This window comes from Bacillus sp. CHD6a, assembly GCF_001293645.1.
Taxonomy (GTDB): domain Bacteria; phylum Bacillota; class Bacilli; order Bacillales; family Bacillaceae_I; genus Sutcliffiella_A.
This window is the reverse complement of sequence record NZ_LBMD01000028.1, coordinates 41,767-57,684: the sequence shown is the minus strand read 5'-3', so window position 1 is coordinate 57,684 and position 15,918 is coordinate 41,767. Positions and strand designations below refer to the sequence as shown.

The 15,918-nt window shown below is 42.0% G+C and carries 16 protein-coding genes; all 16 read right to left on the bottom strand.

The window, feature by feature from the left end; all coding sequences use genetic code 11:
• Positions 1-284: 284 nt before the first annotated feature.
• The 16 genes from lysS to tilS all read right to left on the bottom strand — a co-directional run bounded on the left by lysS (position 285) and on the right by tilS (position 15,817).
• Entirely contained in the window at positions 285-1,775 is a 1,491-nt protein-coding gene (gene lysS / locus AAV98_RS17060) for a lysine--tRNA ligase (protein ID WP_060666739.1), read from the bottom strand.
• A 158-nt stretch (positions 1,776-1,933) separates the two neighbouring features.
• Positions 1,934-2,935, bottom strand: a complete 1,002-nt coding sequence (gene dusB / locus AAV98_RS17055; RefSeq protein WP_060666738.1) for a tRNA dihydrouridine synthase DusB — start codon at positions 2,933-2,935, stop codon at positions 1,934-1,936.
• Entirely contained in the window at positions 2,935-3,165 is a 231-nt protein-coding gene (locus AAV98_RS17050; protein ID WP_060666737.1) for a helix-turn-helix domain-containing protein, read from the bottom strand. Before AAV98_RS17050 ends, dusB begins: the two co-directional genes overlap by 1 nt.
• Positions 3,117-3,635 (bottom strand): 2-amino-4-hydroxy-6-hydroxymethyldihydropteridine diphosphokinase, encoded by a 519-nt coding sequence (gene folK / locus AAV98_RS17045; protein WP_060666736.1) that lies wholly within the window; start codon positions 3,633-3,635, stop codon positions 3,117-3,119. Before folK ends, AAV98_RS17050 begins: the two co-directional genes overlap by 49 nt.
• The gene (folB, locus tag AAV98_RS17040) at positions 3,635-3,997 is read right to left on the bottom strand and encodes a dihydroneopterin aldolase (RefSeq protein ID WP_060666735.1); all 363 of its coding nucleotides are present in this window, start codon (positions 3,995-3,997) and stop codon (positions 3,635-3,637) included. The genes folK and folB overlap by 1 nt, the downstream gene beginning before the upstream one ends.
• Positions 3,990-4,844, bottom strand: a complete 855-nt coding sequence (gene folP / locus AAV98_RS17035) for a dihydropteroate synthase (RefSeq protein WP_060666734.1) — start codon at positions 4,842-4,844, stop codon at positions 3,990-3,992. The genes folB and folP overlap by 8 nt, the downstream gene beginning before the upstream one ends.
• The gene (gene pabC, locus AAV98_RS17030) at positions 4,795-5,718 is read right to left on the bottom strand and encodes an aminodeoxychorismate lyase (RefSeq protein WP_060666733.1); all 924 of its coding nucleotides are present in this window, start codon (positions 5,716-5,718) and stop codon (positions 4,795-4,797) included. The genes folP and pabC overlap by 50 nt, the downstream gene beginning before the upstream one ends.
• A 1-nt stretch (position 5,719) precedes the next feature.
• Positions 5,720-6,301, bottom strand: coding sequence for an aminodeoxychorismate/anthranilate synthase component II (gene pabA / locus AAV98_RS17025; RefSeq protein WP_060666732.1), 582 nt, complete (start codon positions 6,299-6,301; stop codon positions 5,720-5,722).
• On the bottom strand, positions 6,298-7,728 hold the full coding sequence (pabB, locus tag AAV98_RS17020) for an aminodeoxychorismate synthase, component I (RefSeq protein ID WP_060666731.1): 1,431 nt from the start codon (positions 7,726-7,728) through the stop codon (positions 6,298-6,300). Before pabB ends, pabA begins: the two co-directional genes overlap by 4 nt.
• Positions 7,729-7,843: 115 nt before the next feature.
• Positions 7,844-8,770, bottom strand: coding sequence for a cysteine synthase A (gene cysK, locus AAV98_RS17015; RefSeq protein ID WP_060666730.1), 927 nt, complete (start codon positions 8,768-8,770; stop codon positions 7,844-7,846).
• Positions 8,771-8,864: 94 nt separating this feature from the next.
• A complete protein-coding gene (locus AAV98_RS17010; protein WP_060666729.1) occupies positions 8,865-9,782 on the bottom strand; it encodes a peptidyl-prolyl cis-trans isomerase in 918 nt (305 codons plus the stop codon).
• Between the two features lie 9 nt (positions 9,783-9,791).
• The gene (gene hslO, locus AAV98_RS17005; RefSeq protein WP_060666728.1) at positions 9,792-10,673 is read right to left on the bottom strand and encodes an Hsp33 family molecular chaperone HslO; all 882 of its coding nucleotides are present in this window, start codon (positions 10,671-10,673) and stop codon (positions 9,792-9,794) included.
• Positions 10,674-10,695: 22 nt separating this feature from the next.
• A complete protein-coding gene (locus tag AAV98_RS17000; RefSeq protein ID WP_060666727.1) occupies positions 10,696-11,469 on the bottom strand; it encodes a type III pantothenate kinase in 774 nt (257 codons plus the stop codon).
• A gap of 361 nt (positions 11,470-11,830) precedes the next feature.
• On the bottom strand, positions 11,831-13,765 hold the full coding sequence (gene ftsH, locus AAV98_RS16995) for an ATP-dependent zinc metalloprotease FtsH (RefSeq protein WP_060666726.1): 1,935 nt from the start codon (positions 13,763-13,765) through the stop codon (positions 11,831-11,833).
• Positions 13,766-13,850: 85 nt separating this feature from the next.
• Positions 13,851-14,399, bottom strand: coding sequence for a hypoxanthine phosphoribosyltransferase (gene hpt / locus AAV98_RS16990; RefSeq protein WP_060666725.1), 549 nt, complete (start codon positions 14,397-14,399; stop codon positions 13,851-13,853).
• Positions 14,396-15,817 carry a tRNA lysidine(34) synthetase TilS gene (gene tilS, locus AAV98_RS16985; RefSeq protein ID WP_060666724.1) on the bottom strand — a complete coding sequence of 474 codons (1,422 nt, stop codon included), beginning with the start codon at positions 15,815-15,817 and terminating at the stop codon, positions 14,396-14,398. Before tilS ends, hpt begins: the two co-directional genes overlap by 4 nt.
• Positions 15,818-15,918 lie beyond the last annotated feature (101 nt).

The following is a 15,918-nucleotide window of genomic DNA, read 5'->3' as shown; positions in this document are numbered from 1 at the left end:
ATCATTTACTCTGTCATCTCTCTCAAGGCGACTTTATTATCTTACCAAATCAATTGGTTTGTGTCAACAACTTTTTTCAATTCTTTTTTTAGAAGAAACGATGTCGTTTGTGACAACGAATATTAATATACCATCGCCAGACTACAAAGGCAATAGGTTTTTTAAATTATTTTCGTTAATTGATAATGTTGTAATAGTCATATTATTCAGTGCGCTATTTTCTTGTTTTTCTATATTAAAAACGCCGCACTGTTTATTCTACAGTGCGACGTTACTTGTACGAATTAACGATGTCTCATTTGTGGGAATAACAGTACATCTCTAATAGAAGGAGAGTTTGTCAATAACATAACAAGGCGGTCAATTCCAATTCCCAGTCCACCTGTTGGCGGCATACCGTACTCAAGCGCCTCAATGAAGTCGTGATCCATTTCGTGTGCTTCGTCATTACCTTGCTCTTTTTCTTTAAGTTGCGCTTCAAAACGCTCTTTTTGATCGATTGGATCGTTAAGCTCAGTGAAGGCATTAGCATGCTCGCGGCCAACAATGAACAATTCAAAACGATCAGTGAAGCGTGGATCTTCTGCATTTTTCTTGGCTAGTGGAGATATTTCCACTGGATGCCCGTAAATGAATGTAGGTTGAATAAGCGTTTCTTCTACTTTCTGCTCGAAGAATTCGTTCAAGATATGACCGAACTGCATATGTTCTGTAATTTGAATGCCGTGTTCTTTTGCAAGACCACGAGCTTCTTCGTCTGTCATCTGTTGCCAGAAGTCTACGCCTGTTGCTTCTTTGACAGCGTCAACCATGTGCAGTCGCTTCCACTCAGGTGTCAGGTCAATCTCGCTGTCGGCATACTGAACCTTCGTGCTGCCCAATACTTCCTTGGCGATGTGAGCAACAAGGTTTTCTGTAAGGCTCATGATGTCTTTATAGTCTGCGTATGCTTCATATAGTTCAATCATGGTGAATTCCGGGTTATGTCTAGTGGATACACCTTCGTTACGGAATACACGGCCAATTTCATAGACTTTCTCTAAGCCGCCGACAATCAAGCGTTTTAGGTGAAGCTCGATGGCGATACGCATGAATAGAGTCATATCCAATGTGTTGTGATGTGTAATAAACGGACGTGCTGATGCTCCGCCGGCAATAGAGTGCATCATTGGCGTTTCCACTTCCAGATAGCCATGGTCGTCCAGGTAGCGGCGCATTGCTTGGATGATCTTAGAACGTGCAATGAATGTTTCTCTGCTTTCTGGGTTTGTAATTAGGTCAAGATAGCGTTGACGGTAACGTTGTTCCACGTCTTTAAGTCCGTGATATTTCTCAGGCAGCGGGCGCAACGCTTTTGTTAGCAGTTCAAAAGAAGTCGCTTTAATAGAAAGCTCACCTACTTTTGTTTTAAAAACAAAACCTGCTACTCCGACAATGTCACCGATATCTGCTGAATTGAAGATTTCATATGCTTCTTCTCCTACTGCATCTTTACGAACATACAATTGGATTTGGCCAGTAAGGTCCTGGATATGTGCAAAACCCGCTTTTCCTTTACCGCGCTTTGTCATAATACGACCGGCAAGGGTTACAGCAATTTCCTGTTCGTCTAACTGTTCTTTTTCGATTTCGCCGTATTGGGTAATCAATTCTTTAGAATCATTTGTACGCTCAAATCTAGCTCCGAACGGATCTAACCCTTTATCTCGGTGTTTTTGTAATTTTTCTCTCCTAACCAATAATTGATCATTCAAGTTCAATTCTTCTTGACTCATTCTATTCAACTCCAACTAGTAATTTATCTACTCATTTATGTAGCAGCTTTTCTTTTATCTATCATATAGACTTTCCAACTATAAATAAAGCTAAAACTGCCAGTAGCAACTTACTGGCAGTTCGATCGTGTTTTAGGGGTACTGTCGCCTAGCGTAATTTAGATCGCTTGAGAAGTCATTGCTTCTTTTTCCTCAGACTCTTCTACAAGGTTATCAAGCAAACTTACTAGATCCATTCTCGTGTTGCACTCGTTAATAGAGTTACGGACTAATGCATTGCCACGGATGCCTTTTAGGTACCACGCTGCATGTTTACGCATTTCGCGCACTGCTGTATTTTCACCTTTAAGGTCGATGAGACGATCAAGGTGTAGCTTACATACATCCATTTTTTGACGCACAGATGGATCTTCAACAAGCTTTCCTGTTTCTAAGTACTGTACCGTACTGTAGATCATCCAAGGATTCCCGAGTGCCGCGCGTCCAATCATGACACCGTCGACCCCCGTTTCTTCAAGCATTCTTTTAGCATCCTGAGGAGTTTGAACATCTCCATTTCCGATGACGGGAATGTTGACAGACTCTTTTACCTGCTTGATGATGTCCCAGTCTGCATGTCCCTCATACATTTGGACTCTAGTACGACCATGGACCGCTACCGCTTGCCCACCTGCGCGCTCAACGGCACGGGCGTTTTCAATGGCAAAGATATGATCTTCGTCCCAGCCTGTGCGCATTTTAACCGTTACAGGCTTGTCGACTGCATCTACAACAGCTGCCACCATCTCATAAATTTTGTTCGGGTCCAGCAGCCATTTGGCACCTGCATCACATTTAACGATCTTGGGTACCGGGCATCCCATATTTATATCAATGATGTCTGCTGTTGTGTTTTTGTCCACGAATTTCGCCGCTTCGACCAGGGTATCTTTCTCGCCTCCGAAGATTTGAAGGCTCAGTGGTTTTTCACGTTCATCAATATAAAGCATGCCCATCGTTTTGGCATTTTTATAGAGAATCGCTTTATCGCTTACCATCTCGGCACAGACAAGGCCTGCTCCGAATTCCTTCACTGTCAGACGGAATGCAGCATTACATACTCCAGCCATTGGTGCTAAGACCACTTGATTTTTCATGGTGATATTGCCGATCTTTAACATCAGTTTTTGACCTCCTCCCTTGTTAGTTCTGGTGGTTCTAGTTCCTGAACCGAAATATTTAGTTCCTCGGCAATCGACTGAACTAGCTCTTGTGAAGGAACGCGGTTTCCCCGTTCAACTTCTCCTAAAACAGAGACTGATATATGAAGATTTTTTGCAAATGATTCTTGGGTATATCCCTTCAGCTTTCGGTAAGCCCGGATACGTCTTCCCCACTTCTCGGCTTCCATACATGTACCCCTTCTCTATCTTGTTGTGCAAGTAGTTCTTTTCTATCTATCTCTATGGGCAGATCTTTACTATCCGCGATCTCCATTAAAGGAACAAAAACAAAAGCTCTTTCCCACATTCTTGGGTGTGGGATAATAAGCTCTTCTGTTTCAATATTTTCTTGGTTATACAATAAAATGTCAAGGTCTAAAGTACGCGGACCCCAGCGCACTTCTCTTTTTCTACCAAAAAGATGCTCGAATCCTTGTAATACCTTTAATAAATCACCAGATGTCAATTGCGTTTTAACTTTAATTACCATATTTAAAAACTTGTCCTGTTCTGTATAGCCGACAGGATCTGTTTCGTAGATGGATGATTCCTTCTCTACTATTATCTTGTCATGTTGATGGATTTTGTCCACTGCATCTTGAAGGTACCGGGCACGGTTTCCTTGGTTGGAACCCAGGGCAATATAGGCTCTATGCATTAGGTACGTCCTCTCGTAATTTCTACTGCTACAGATTCATAATGTCCAGGGATCGGCGGATCTGGTTTAATGGCTTTGATGGTACAACTATTAATACGTTCAAAGGATGACAAGATCTCCTCTGCGATCCTCTCCGCAACGGTTTCAACTAATTTATGCGTTTCACCCTCGACTACTTTTTTGCAAGTATTATAGAGGTCCGCATAATTGACGGATTGTGTAAGGTCATCAGATTTGCCTGCATGGGATAGATCAAGTTCCACTGTCAAATCAATCATAAACCGTTGGCCTAGTTTTGTTTCTTCCGGAAATACGCCATGGTATCCGTAGAATTGCATCTGATTTACATATATCTTATCGATAGGTCAGCCCTCCTTCATAAAGCATGGCATCCATCATTTTTGCCATACGTGCTATCTCTTTTACATCATGTACACGGACAATGTGGCAGCCTTTTTGTATGCCAAGGCACACCGTGGCCCCGGTCCCTTCCATTCTTTCCTCCGCCGGAAGATCTAACACATGGCCGATAAACCTCTTTCTAGATGTGCCTAGGAGAAGTGGATAACCGAGCGTATGGAAGTGTTCGAGTTTTTGCATCACTTTGATATTATCTTCATATGTTTTAGCAAACCCTATCCCGGGGTCCAAGATAATATTTTCATCCTTTACCCCGGCACGCTTGACCAATGTAATACTCTCAAACAAGTCACTGATCATATCCGGAATCAACTGGTGATAGTCCCGCTCTTTCCGATTTTGCATAAGAATGATCGGTACTTGAAGCTCAGCTGCAACAGCAGGCATATCAGGGTCTCCCTTTGCCCCCCATACGTCATTGATAATATGGGCTCCTGCCTGAATTGCCTGCCTTGCCACTTCAGCTTTATAGGTGTCAATGGAGATGGGCACTTGCACTTCCTTGGATATCGCCTGGATAACTGGAATGACCCGCTCCAGCTCCACTTCCAGACTCACCTGCTCCGCGCCGGGCCTAGTGGATTCCCCCCCAATATCAAGGATGTCGGCCCCTTGTTCGACGAGTTCCTTTGCACGCAATACTGCGCTTTCTACTTCGTTGTATTTGCCTCCATCGGAAAAAGAATCTGGCGTGGCATTCAAGATCCCCATAATTAAAGTTCTTTCACCAAGTGGCAAGTTATATGGTCCACATATCAGCTTCGTTTGATATAAGTTTGTATTTCCCATTTTTCCAATCTACCTTCTTTACCTGTTGATAGGTCATCAATTGCTGTTCTGTACTCTGTTTATATAAATTGTTTAGACAAGTCAACCACGATGTCTTCACCGCTGGAAATACTGTGTCGTCAAGTTTAGAAATGCGGATTATTTCCTGGGTGGAGTTGGTGATGAATACCTCATCCGCTCCTAAAAGGTTTTCTAGGGGGAACTCCCCTTCTTTGACGTCCAGATTGAGAAGGGCGCATAAGTGTAGAATGAACCTTCTCGTCACTCCATCTAAAATCCCTGTCGAAATGCTCGGGGTATAGACGCTATCCCCTTTTATCCAAAAAACATTGGAAACAAGTCCTTCTGCCACAAAGCCTTCCTGTGTGAGAAAGATCCCCTCTGCATTCAGCTTAGTCCCTAATTCCCTTTTTCCTAAAAGATTATTTAAATAGTGGTGAGACTTTAACCTCGTATCACCTTCAGGGGTATTGCGTCTCCGCTTTAAAACTACAGCTTGTTTACTTGTTGCAGTGTGTTCAGGTACAGGCCTTGTAAACAACAACAGGGACGGGGCCCCGTACGTTTCTGTGGGAAGCCCCCAGTTACTGATACCGGCTGTAACATTCAGTCTGATTACACCATCCGTTAAACCGTTTTTCTCCAATGCTTCTGTTACCAATTTATATAACTGCTCATCTGAATGGTGCCACTCTATATATACCGACTCTAACCCGGCCCTTAAACGTTTCAGGTGATCGCAAAACAAGAACGGGATGCCGTTATACGTCCGGAATGTTTCAAAAAGCCCCACTCCGTAAAGAAAACCATGATCCATAACTGAAACGTTTGTCTCTTCTATCGGTTGCCAGCTTCCGTCTTTATAAACAATCATGTTATACCTTTTTGGTAGAGTAGGTTGAAATGAAGTTACGCAATAATTCTTTCCCTACAGAGGTCATGATGGATTCTGGGTGAAATTGAACTCCTTCTATTGGAAGCTCTTTGTGGCGAATGGCCATTATCTCATCCTGATCTGTCCATGCCGTTATTTCAAAGCACTCCGGAAGGGTTTCCTTTTTTACAATCAAAGAATGGTATCTTGTTGCAACAAATGGATTAGCCAAGGTACGGAAAATTGTCTTTCCATCATGATGCATTTCAGATGTCTTGCCATGCATCAATCTTTCCGCCTGTATCACATCTCCGCCAAACACTTGAGCAATCGATTGATGACCAAGGCATACTCCAAAGATTGGTTTTTTACCGGCAAAATGCTTGATTACTTCTAAGCTAATTCCTGCCTCATTGGGCGAACAAGGACCAGGAGATATCATTAAAAACTCAGGATTAAGCGCTTCTATCTCTTCAATAGTAATTTCGTCGTTTCGCTTTACCACTAATTCTTCTCCAAGCTCTCCTAAATATTGCACCAAGTTGTACGTAAATGAATCATAATTATCAATCATTAAAATCATACTCTCACCTCTGCTCGTTTTTTTAACTCTTCTTCACTCAGCTCTTTCGCTTTCCATAAGGCTGCGGCTTTCTTTAAGGATTCCTTATATTCCCGCTTCGGCACAGAATCAATGACTACTCCAGCACCCGCCTGTACATAAGCCATGCCGTCTTTTGCAATCATTGTCCGGATGGAGATATTCAATTCCATTTCTCCATCATAGCCAATCCACCCTATGGAACCAGTATATACAGAACGTCTTACTGGCTCAAGTTCTTCTATGATCTCCATCGTCCTAACCTTGGGCGCACCCGTTATCGTACCTCCTGGGAAGGTAGCCTCGATGATATCGGAAATATCCTTTCCTTCTTTCAATTCACCCTGAACATTGGAGACAATGTGCATGACATGCGAATATTTTTCGATAGCCATGAACTCATTCACTTCTACCGTGCCGTACTCACATACCCGGCCCAGGTCATTCCGCTCTAAGTCCACTAGCATGACATGTTCGGCACGCTCTTTTTCATTATCAATCAGCTCTTGTGCAAGCTTGCGATCATCTTCGTCTGTCTTACCGCGGGATCTGGTGCCTGCGATTGGCCGCGTACTAACCACATTACCTTTTTTCTTGACTAAAAGTTCCGGGGAACCGCTGACTAGCTGAAAACCAGGGAACTGCAAATACCCCATATATGGAGAAGGGTTAATCTTTCTCAAAGAGCTGTAGACTTCCATCGGATGAGTCATTAGTGGCTCTGCCTGTCTAACAGAAAGATTGACCTGAAATACATCACCTTGTGCAATATATGCTTGAACTTTTTTCACAGCTTTTTTGAAATCCTCTTCTGTAAAAGAGACTTCTCTGTTTTCTATAGGTTGTCTTTCTGGTGAATAGGAATAGCTAGCTTCTTCCACAGGCTGTTCCCATTGCTTTTTATATTGCTCGAGTCGGGTTTTGGTGGTGTGTTCTTGACCTTCATTTGAATGTCCAATTAAATAAAGCACGCTTTCTTGCTTGTCATATACGAACACATCATCAAATAACAAAAAGTAAAGATCAGGCAAGGCCAAGTCATCCACCGCTATTTCCGGTATACGCTCAATATATCTGACACAATCATAAGTCAAATACCCAATAGCTCCTCCTGTAAAGTCAGGAAATCCTTGTAGTTTCTTAATAGATCGCTCAGAAATGATAGCTTGTAATAATGATAAAGGATTGCCCATTCGCTTTTCCTTTTTTCCATCCAGATAATCAATGTGCAGCTCTTGTCCTTTCCCTTGAATGGAGGCAATTGGGTCCAATCCGATAATATGATATCTCCCCCCACGTCCACTCTCCAACAAGACATGATAAGGCTTGTCCTTTGCAAGTGCTTTATATTTTTTAAACCATTGATCTTCATTTAACGTTAGCTTAATTCCTACAGGCACCTTTTGCATTCTTGCAGTCACGCTCCTAAATTGCATACTACCCTTATATTACATGAAAATTAGACTCTGATGCACGATAAAAGAAAAGGGAAACAGCTCAACAGACTGTTCCCCTTAAGATAACCTATTCTTCAAATTGATATAATGGAGTACTCAAATATCGTTCCCCGTTACTAGGGATGATTGCCAGGACCTTTTTGCCTTTGCCTAGCTCCTTAGCCACTTGCAGTGCCGCAGAAATGGCAGCTCCAGAAGAAATACCTCCAAGCAAACCTTCACTTTTAGCAGCAAGGCGTGCATATTCAAATGCCTCTTCATTTTTGACTGTAATAATTTGATCATAGATGTTTGTATCTAAAATCGAGGGTACAAATCCTGCACCAATCCCTTGAATTTTGTGAGGCCCTGGTTTTCCACCAGAAAGCACCGGGGAATCCGCAGGCTCGACAGCTACAATCTTAATCCCTGGGAATGCCTCCTTTAAGACCTCCCCCGCACCTGTTATAGTTCCGCCTGTTCCGATACCGGAAACAAACGCATCAAGACCGCCGCTGAATTGTTTTACAATTTCTCTGCCTGTCGTGTTACGGTGAATCTCAGGGTTAGCAGGATTATTAAATTGCTGCGGCATGAATATCCCTTTTTCTTTTGCCAACTCTTCCGCTTTTCTAATCGCTCCACCCATACCTTCCGGACCAGGTGTAAGCACTAGTTCTGCTCCATATGCACGAAGGAGATTTCTTCTCTCCAAACTCATCGTCTCAGGCATGACCAAGATAGCCTTTAAGCCTTTAGCTGCCGCAATCATTGCGAGTCCGATTCCAGTGTTTCCACTTGTTGGCTCGATAATGGTGTCGCCTTCTTTTAACTTACCGTCTTCTATTGCAGCGTTAATCATGGCTAGGGCGATACGATCCTTAACACTGCTGCCAGGATTCATAAATTCAAGCTTCAAATACACATCTGCCATGTCTTCTTCTACCATTCGATTTAGCTTTACGACGGGAGTATTCCCGACTAACTCATCGATAGAATTTGCTACTCGTACCATTTATTTTTCCCCCTGTCTTTAAAACTTAGTGTTTTGGTCGGATTAATCCCATTTAACACCATTAAATCTGAATTGTCAATTTATTTAGTTCGACCTATTGTGCAGAGGGAAGGTTCCACTCCACACCAACCTCGTCCCAGAATATGGAGGCATCTACTGAACCGTCCATGTGTTCCATGGCAAGGTGTCGTCTTATCTGGTCTTTTACTTCTTTAAAGGAATATGTTACTCCGTCCATTTTTTCATGAAGGTAGATGATTGCATACTTTCCGTCAACAGAAATAGGATCGCTCCACGACTTTTCTTTTAGGGTTGCAGCTTCTGTCATATAGACCGTCGGGTAGACTTGCGATTCATGTGTTAAAAATCCAAGGTCTCCTCCTTGATTTGCCGTCAATTCATCCGTTGAGACTTCCATTGCAAGAGATGTAAAATTGGATCCATCTTTTAATTCTTTTACAACGGTGTCCGCCTCGTCCTTGGTTTCTACGAGAATATGGGAGAGATGAAAAGAATCCTCTATTGTATATAGCTGCTTGTTTTCTTGATAATAGCTTTCGAGTTCTGTTTCTGGAATCGAGACATCTTTAACAAGTAATTCTTCGAGCAATAAGCTAGAACGAATCTGTTCCTTCACAAGCTCTTCAGAAGTATTTGTATGCATAGGAGAACGGCTGTACATCGTTTTAATCATTTTCCATTCTCTGTCGACCGACTGTTCTGATACTGTCACCTTGTATTTCTTGGCAATTTGTTTTACCACTTCATTATTGACCATTTTTGTCAGCATTTCCTGGCCATACATGCCTTCTAGTTCCTCTAACATATCTTTCCTCGTAATGACGGTATCTCCAACTGTTGCAACAATATTGGCTTGACCATTTACAAACGCTCCCTCTTTTAACGAGAAGCTCTGTTTTACCACTACAGCTAGTGTGAGACAATTTATAATCACAAGACCAAAGATGATATTCCATACCCACTTTTGTTTTAATCTCCGCTTTTGATTCATATGTGCCCCCTAGCCTTTTACTTGCTCCCTCATTGCCTCTAATTCTTCTTTGCTGAAAAGATACTTCGCATTACAGAAATGACAGTGTGTTTCCGCTTGACCGTCTTCCTCGATAATTTCTGTTATCTCCTTTTCTCCCAAGGAGATAATCGCTTGTTCAAAACGCTCTTTTGAGCATGTACATTTGAATTCAATCGGCATGGTTTCGAGGAACTTAACATTTTCTTCACCAAGAATGTCTGTCAGAAGTTCTTCTGGCGTTAAGCCTCTTTCAATTAACTTAGAAACAGGAGTCATATTGTTGATTTTCTCTTCAATTAATGTAATCGTCTCTTCTGATGTTCCAGGTAAAAGCTGAATGATAAATCCTCCTGATGCAAGAATCGTGTTGTCGGGGTTAACAAGTACACCCACTCCGACTGCAGATGGGACCTGTTCAGAAGAAACAAGGTAATAAGTAAAATCCTCTCCAAGTTCTCCTGATATTAATTCTGTTTGACCAGAGAAATGTTCTCTAAGTCCGAGATCTTTAACAACAGAAAGCGTTCCATTGGTTCCGACCGCACGTGCTACATCCAGCTTACCGTGCTGATTTAAGTCAAAATGCGTTTGCGGGTTTGTAACATAGCCTCGAACTTGCCCCTTTGCATTACTGTCGACTAAAATTACCCCGATTGGACCACCGCCATCAATTTTCACGGTAAGTTTATTTTCTCCCTTTAACATTGCACCCATCATGACGGAAGCAGTCATCGCCCGTCCTAATGCAGCAGAAGCTGTTGGCCATGTCTGATGGCGTTGTTGAGCTTCTCCCACGGTTTCTGTTGTTCTAATTCCATATGCACGTACCTGGCCTTCAAAAGCCAAAGCTTTTACGAGATAGTCTGACATGTTAGTTAGCTCCTTTCGAATTTCAATCCTCTTTAGTATTTTTCATGTAAATCAAATGCAGTCCCTTCAACGTTAAAAAAGGATCTACGATATCAATAACATCTGATTCATTACCAATAAGCGCAGCAAGGCCACCAGTAGCAATAACTTTAGGCGTAACGTCACTTTGTCTCTTCATACGATTTACGATACCCTCAACTTGACCAACATAGCCAAAAAGAATACCAGCTTGCATCGCACTTACGGTGTTTTTACCAATTACTCCATCTGGTCTTGCTATTTCTATTCTAGGAAGCTTGGAAGCACGTGAATAAAGTGCTTCTGTAGAAATGCTGATTCCTGGTGCGATTGCGCCACCCATATATTGCTTGTCCTCGTTTATGTAGCAATACGTGGTTGCAGTCCCAAAGTCCACAATAATTAATGGGCTTCCGTAAAGATGGATCCCTGCGACCGCATTAACAATCCTGTCTGCTCCAACTTCTCTAGGATTTTCATACTTTATGTTTAAACCTGTTTTAATTCCTGGTCCGACAATTAAAGGTTTCAGATGAAAATATTTTTGACACATTCTCTCCAGGGAGAACATGATTGGCGGCACAACGGAAGAAATGATGATTCCTTCAAAGTCTTTAAAACTCAAGCCCACATGTTCAAGGAGGGATTTAAAGATCATCCCAAATTCGTCTTCTGTTTTATTACGGCTTGTTTCGACACGCCAGTGATGCTTTAATTCTTCTCCGTCATATACACCTATTACGGTATTGGTATTACCGACATCTAACACAAATAACATTTATATCCCCACCATGCTTTAAAATTAGTTTCATTATACTATATGGTAACCTAAGTGACCCAATAGAAATGATTATTCCTTGGGAAATCATGATTCGACAATATTCTAGTTTAGGATCTTATCAAACGCAGCTATTAATTTAAGCAAATGGCTTCGCTTTCCTAGGGAAGGTGCTTGAGCCTCCTCGCAAAGCTTGAGGGGTCTCAAGCTAGCTTTATCTCCCTCAGGAGTCTTCGCCTTTTGCTCCAATCAACAGCTAGAAACAGGAGTCTAACCCTGCACTTCAGTCAACAGGGCTAATTCTATTTAACACTTTGGATCACAAAAAAAGGTGCCTGATTTTACTCCAGGCACCTTTTTGTTATTCAGGTTTGTTTGTGTCAGTTGATTCAGTTTTATTTTCATCTTTTTTAGAGTTGATATTCACTTTCACATCTTCGCCACCATCAAGCTTTGTAGGAAGTTCTGGAAGCTTCCCTTTGTCATATAGGTGTTTGATTTGATCTGCATCAAGTGTTTCAACTTCTAATAGTGTTTGTGCTACAAGCTCCAGCTTATCTCGGTTTTCGGTAAGAATTTGCTTCGCTCTTTCATAACACTCTTTGATGAAACGTTGAATCTCCATATCAATTTGGTGTGCAATGGCATCACTGTAGTTTTGCTCATTTTGAATATCACGACCAAGGAAAACTTGCCCTCCTGAAGCCTGACCAAATTGCAGTGGACCAAGCTTTTCGCTCATTCCGTATTCGGTTACCATTTTACGCGCTATTCCTGTTGCACGTTGGAAGTCATTATGGGCACCAGTACTTGCTTCGCCGAATGTGATTTCCTCTGCAACACGACCACCCAATAGACCTGTAATCTTATCTAACAGCTCTGGTTTAGTCATAAAGTAACGATCTTCTTTTGGAAGCATGACCGCATAACCGCCAGCCTGCCCGCGAGGTACGATTGTCACTTTATGTACCGTATCAGCTTCATCCAATACGACACCGATAATAGTATGGCCCGCTTCATGGTATGCAACGATATTTCGCTCTTTTTGAGAGATCACTCTGCTCTTTTTAGCAGGTCCAGCAATTACTCTATCAATTGCCTCATCAATATCCAACATATCGATATGCTTCTTATCTTGTCTTGCAGCAACAAGTGCCGCTTCATTCAACAAGTTTTCAAGATCCGCCCCGGAGAATCCAGGGGTACGCATCGCAATGGTCTTCATATTGATACTTTCATCGATAGGTTTATTTCTTGCATGGACTTTCAGTACCGCTTCACGGCCTTTTAAGTCAGGACGATCTACCGTGATTTGACGGTCAAAGCGACCAGGTCTCAATAATGCCGGGTCAAGAATGTCCGGTCTGTTCGTTGCGGCAACGATAATGATTCCTTCATTCGCTCCGAAACCATCCATTTCAACAAGCAATTGGTTCAAAGTCTGTTCACGCTCATCATGACCTCCACCTAGGCCTGCGCCACGTTGGCGACCTACTGCATCGATCTCGTCGATAAAAATGATACATGGAGCGTTCTTTTTCGCATTTTCAAAAAGGTCACGTACACGGGATGCACCGACCCCGACGAACATTTCCACAAAGTCAGATCCACTGATGGAGAAGAATGGAACGCCAGCTTCTCCCGCAACCGCTCTTGCTAGTAACGTTTTACCTGTACCAGGAGGTCCAACAAGCAGAACCCCTTTAGGGATACGTGCACCAAGCTCGGAGAATTTGCGTGGATCTTTCAAGAATTCCACAACCTCGACAAGCTCTTGCTTTTCCTCATCTGCACCGGCAACGTCTTTAAATTTAACTTTTTTCTTCTCTTCGCTATACAGCTTTGCCTTACTTTTACCAAAGTTCATGACACGACTTCCGCCGCCCTGCGCTTGATTCAGTAAGAAGAAGAATAAGATAAAAATAATGACAAAAGGAATGATGGAAGTAAAGAAGGTTACCCAACCGCTCGTTTCTTCCGCCGGATCTACTGTCATAGGAATCTTCTGCTCTTGAGCGATAGATTCTACACGTTCTAAGGCACTTGCGCTATTAGGAAATACGGATACAAAAGTCTCTCCTTCTTTAGCGCCTTCCAACTTACCACGCGCTTCATACACCGAACGCGTTGGTTGAATGGTGAATTCCTTCACCTTATTTTCTTCAAGATTCTGGATGAATGTATTATAGGTGATCGGTTTTTCGCTCGTGTTAGGGCTATTGAAAAAGCTCACAACACCAATGACCACTAAAAATATTAATAAATAAAAGATGGTATTACGAAATATTCTGTTCATCCCTTACCTCCTCCCACGATAGCCAAACTAAACCAATAGTAACATAGTAAATTAATCCAATTCAAGGAATCTGTATTGGGATAGCTTATTCTTCTACGTTAGAATAAATTTCAGGTTTTAATACTCCGATATACGGAAGGTTGCGATATCTTTCAGCATAATCAAGTCCATAACCTACAACAAATTCATCTGGTACGATGAATCCAACATAGTCAGCTGTGATATCAGCTTTTCTTCCACTTGGTTTGTCTAGTAGTGTAACAATCTTGATGGATTTCGCTTTGCGGTAGCGGAATAATTCCACTAAGTAGCTTAGCGTCAATCCGCTGTCGATGATGTCCTCAATAATCAGGATGTCTCTTCCTTCTACTGAAGTATCTAAGTCTTTTAAGATCTTTACTTCACCAGAGGAAACAGTGGAGTTTCCGTAGCTTGAAACGTCCATGAAATCCATTTCCAAATATGTATCCATACGTTTGATAAGGTCACCCATGAAAGGCATGGCACCTTTTAACACACCAATTGCCAAAGGAAAACGATCACTGTAATCCTCAGTTAATTGTGCACCTAGTTCTCTAACCTTTACTTGAAGCTCTTCTTCACTAAAGAGTACTTTTTCGATATCTTTGTTCATTTCTTTGTTGCCTCCCAGACTTTTTGACTCGTTTTGCAAGTTAATACTAAAACAGGACCCATCGTTTCCTCGTTTGCTTCAAAAGTGGAACGTTTAAGCATGGGTATCCACAAAATCTCATGGTTGGCATCGACAATTAAAGGCCATATTTCTCTTTGTTCAAGAGGTATTTTACCTTCAATGAAGATGCTTTTGATTTTTTTGGAACCGTTTGTCCCCTTCAATTTCATTCGATCGCCGTCGTAACGGGTTCTCACATATAGCGGAAGAGCGACCTTCGATAAATCAATCACAGCTTGATTTTCTTTGACATCTTGAGGTTTTTCTTGTGTCCGAATCTCGCTGGTGATCATAAAATCGGTTGGCAGCACCACATTACCAGGGACTTCAAGCATATGCCTGTAGGCTTTATCACGTTCATCCTTATCAAATGTCATTGTGCATTCATTATAGGATTTGATAACCTGTAAGCCATTTGGGAAATGCAGCCTTCCAGAAGGGTGTTCACTTTCCAATAAGGATAATAAATTATCAATATGTATAGAGGAAAGAGATGGAGGAATTTCATTATTATAGAGATAGTTTAATATTAGTTGAATCCCACGCCTTTGTAAAGGTTTAGCCATTAAAAGCAATGGTTTGGTATCCAATAGTACTCTATCGTTTGCTTTACTCTTAATAACGGGAATCCATTCCTTTTCCATTAACGCCCCTATGTATTGTTCGTTCTCCTGTACTTGGTTGCTGAAAGCTTGAAACTTCTCATGAAGTCCAGGGAATTCCTCCTTCAAAATGGGTAGAATGTGATGCCGCAGCCTGTTTCTTCTGTAGGTATCCTTGTCATTACTGGGGTCATGCCTGAATGGAACGTCATGGACAGTTAGATATTCCATGATTTCATCCTTTGTTACCGTCAAGAGCGGACGAATAATCACTCCATCCCTAAAGGCCCGTTTAGGAAGTATCCCTGCGTAACCAGTCATAGAAGATCCCCTTCCAAGTCTCATCAGAATGGTTTCCACCTGATCGTCTGCATGATGACCGAGCGCAAGGAAGTCAGCATGATATTTCTTCATCACTTTTTCATAAAAAGCATAGCGGCATTCTCTTGCTGCAACTTGTACGGTGAGCTTTTTCTCTTTTTGATAGGCAGACACATTAATTTGTTCTGCTTCAAAAAGAAGACTCCTTTTTTCACAATGTTGCTTTACAAACTTCATATCCTCTTCGGATTCCGCCCCTCGAAACATATGATCGACGTGGGCTACTATTAGCTTCAGACGGTTAGCTTCTTTAATGGAATCTAAATAATGAAGCAAACCCATGGAATCTGCTCCCCCACTGACACCAACCACCACAGTCGAATTGGCTGGCAGCAAGTCATATTTATCTATGAATGTCGAGACAGTCTCCCACATAGTGTGTACCCATTCCTTTAATCTACGCGTATAATTTCTATTTTATCCTACCATTTGACTTCTTCTCCTGCAAAAATAGATGCTTATCCAAAAACATCCAT

Bases quoted from the DNA above. Each gene is read 5' to 3' on its own strand.
- pabB (WP_060666731.1), bottom strand. From the start codon at position 7,728: ATGCAAAAGGTGCCTGTAGGAATTAAGCTAACGTTAAATGAAGATCAA.
- dusB (WP_060666738.1), bottom strand. From the start codon at position 2,935: ATGTTAAAGATCGGCAATATCACCATGAAAAATCAAGTGGTCTTAGCA.
- folK (WP_060666736.1), bottom strand. From the start codon at position 3,635: ATGCATAGAGCCTATATTGCCCTGGGTTCCAACCAAGGAAACCGTGCC.
- cysK (WP_060666730.1), bottom strand. From the start codon at position 8,770: ATGGTACGAGTAGCAAATTCTATCGATGAGTTAGTCGGGAATACTCCC.
- folP (WP_060666734.1), bottom strand. From the start codon at position 4,844: ATGGGAAATACAAACTTATATCAAACGAAGCTGATATGTGGACCATAT.
- lysS (WP_060666739.1), bottom strand. From the start codon at position 1,775: ATGAGTCAAGAAGAATTGAACTTGAATGATCAATTATTGGTTAGGAGA.
- ftsH (WP_060666726.1), bottom strand. From the start codon at position 13,765: ATGAACAGAATATTTCGTAATACCATCTTTTATTTATTAATATTTTTA.
- AAV98_RS17010 (WP_060666729.1), bottom strand. From the start codon at position 9,782: ATGAATCAAAAGCGGAGATTAAAACAAAAGTGGGTATGGAATATCATC.
- tilS (WP_060666724.1), bottom strand. From the start codon at position 15,817: ATGTGGGAGACTGTCTCGACATTCATAGATAAATATGACTTGCTGCCA.
- hpt (WP_060666725.1), bottom strand. From the start codon at position 14,399: ATGAACAAAGATATCGAAAAAGTACTCTTTAGTGAAGAAGAGCTTCAA.
- pabC (WP_060666733.1), bottom strand. From the start codon at position 5,718: ATGATTGTTTATAAAGACGGAAGCTGGCAACCGATAGAAGAGACAAAC.
- hslO (WP_060666728.1), bottom strand. From the start codon at position 10,673: ATGTCAGACTATCTCGTAAAAGCTTTGGCTTTTGAAGGCCAGGTACGT.
- pabA (WP_060666732.1), bottom strand. From the start codon at position 6,301: ATGATTTTAATGATTGATAATTATGATTCATTTACGTACAACTTGGTG.
- AAV98_RS17050 (WP_060666737.1), bottom strand. From the start codon at position 3,165: ATGGAAGCCGAGAAGTGGGGAAGACGTATCCGGGCTTACCGAAAGCTG.
- AAV98_RS17000 (WP_060666727.1), bottom strand. From the start codon at position 11,469: ATGTTATTTGTGTTAGATGTCGGTAATACCAATACCGTAATAGGTGTA.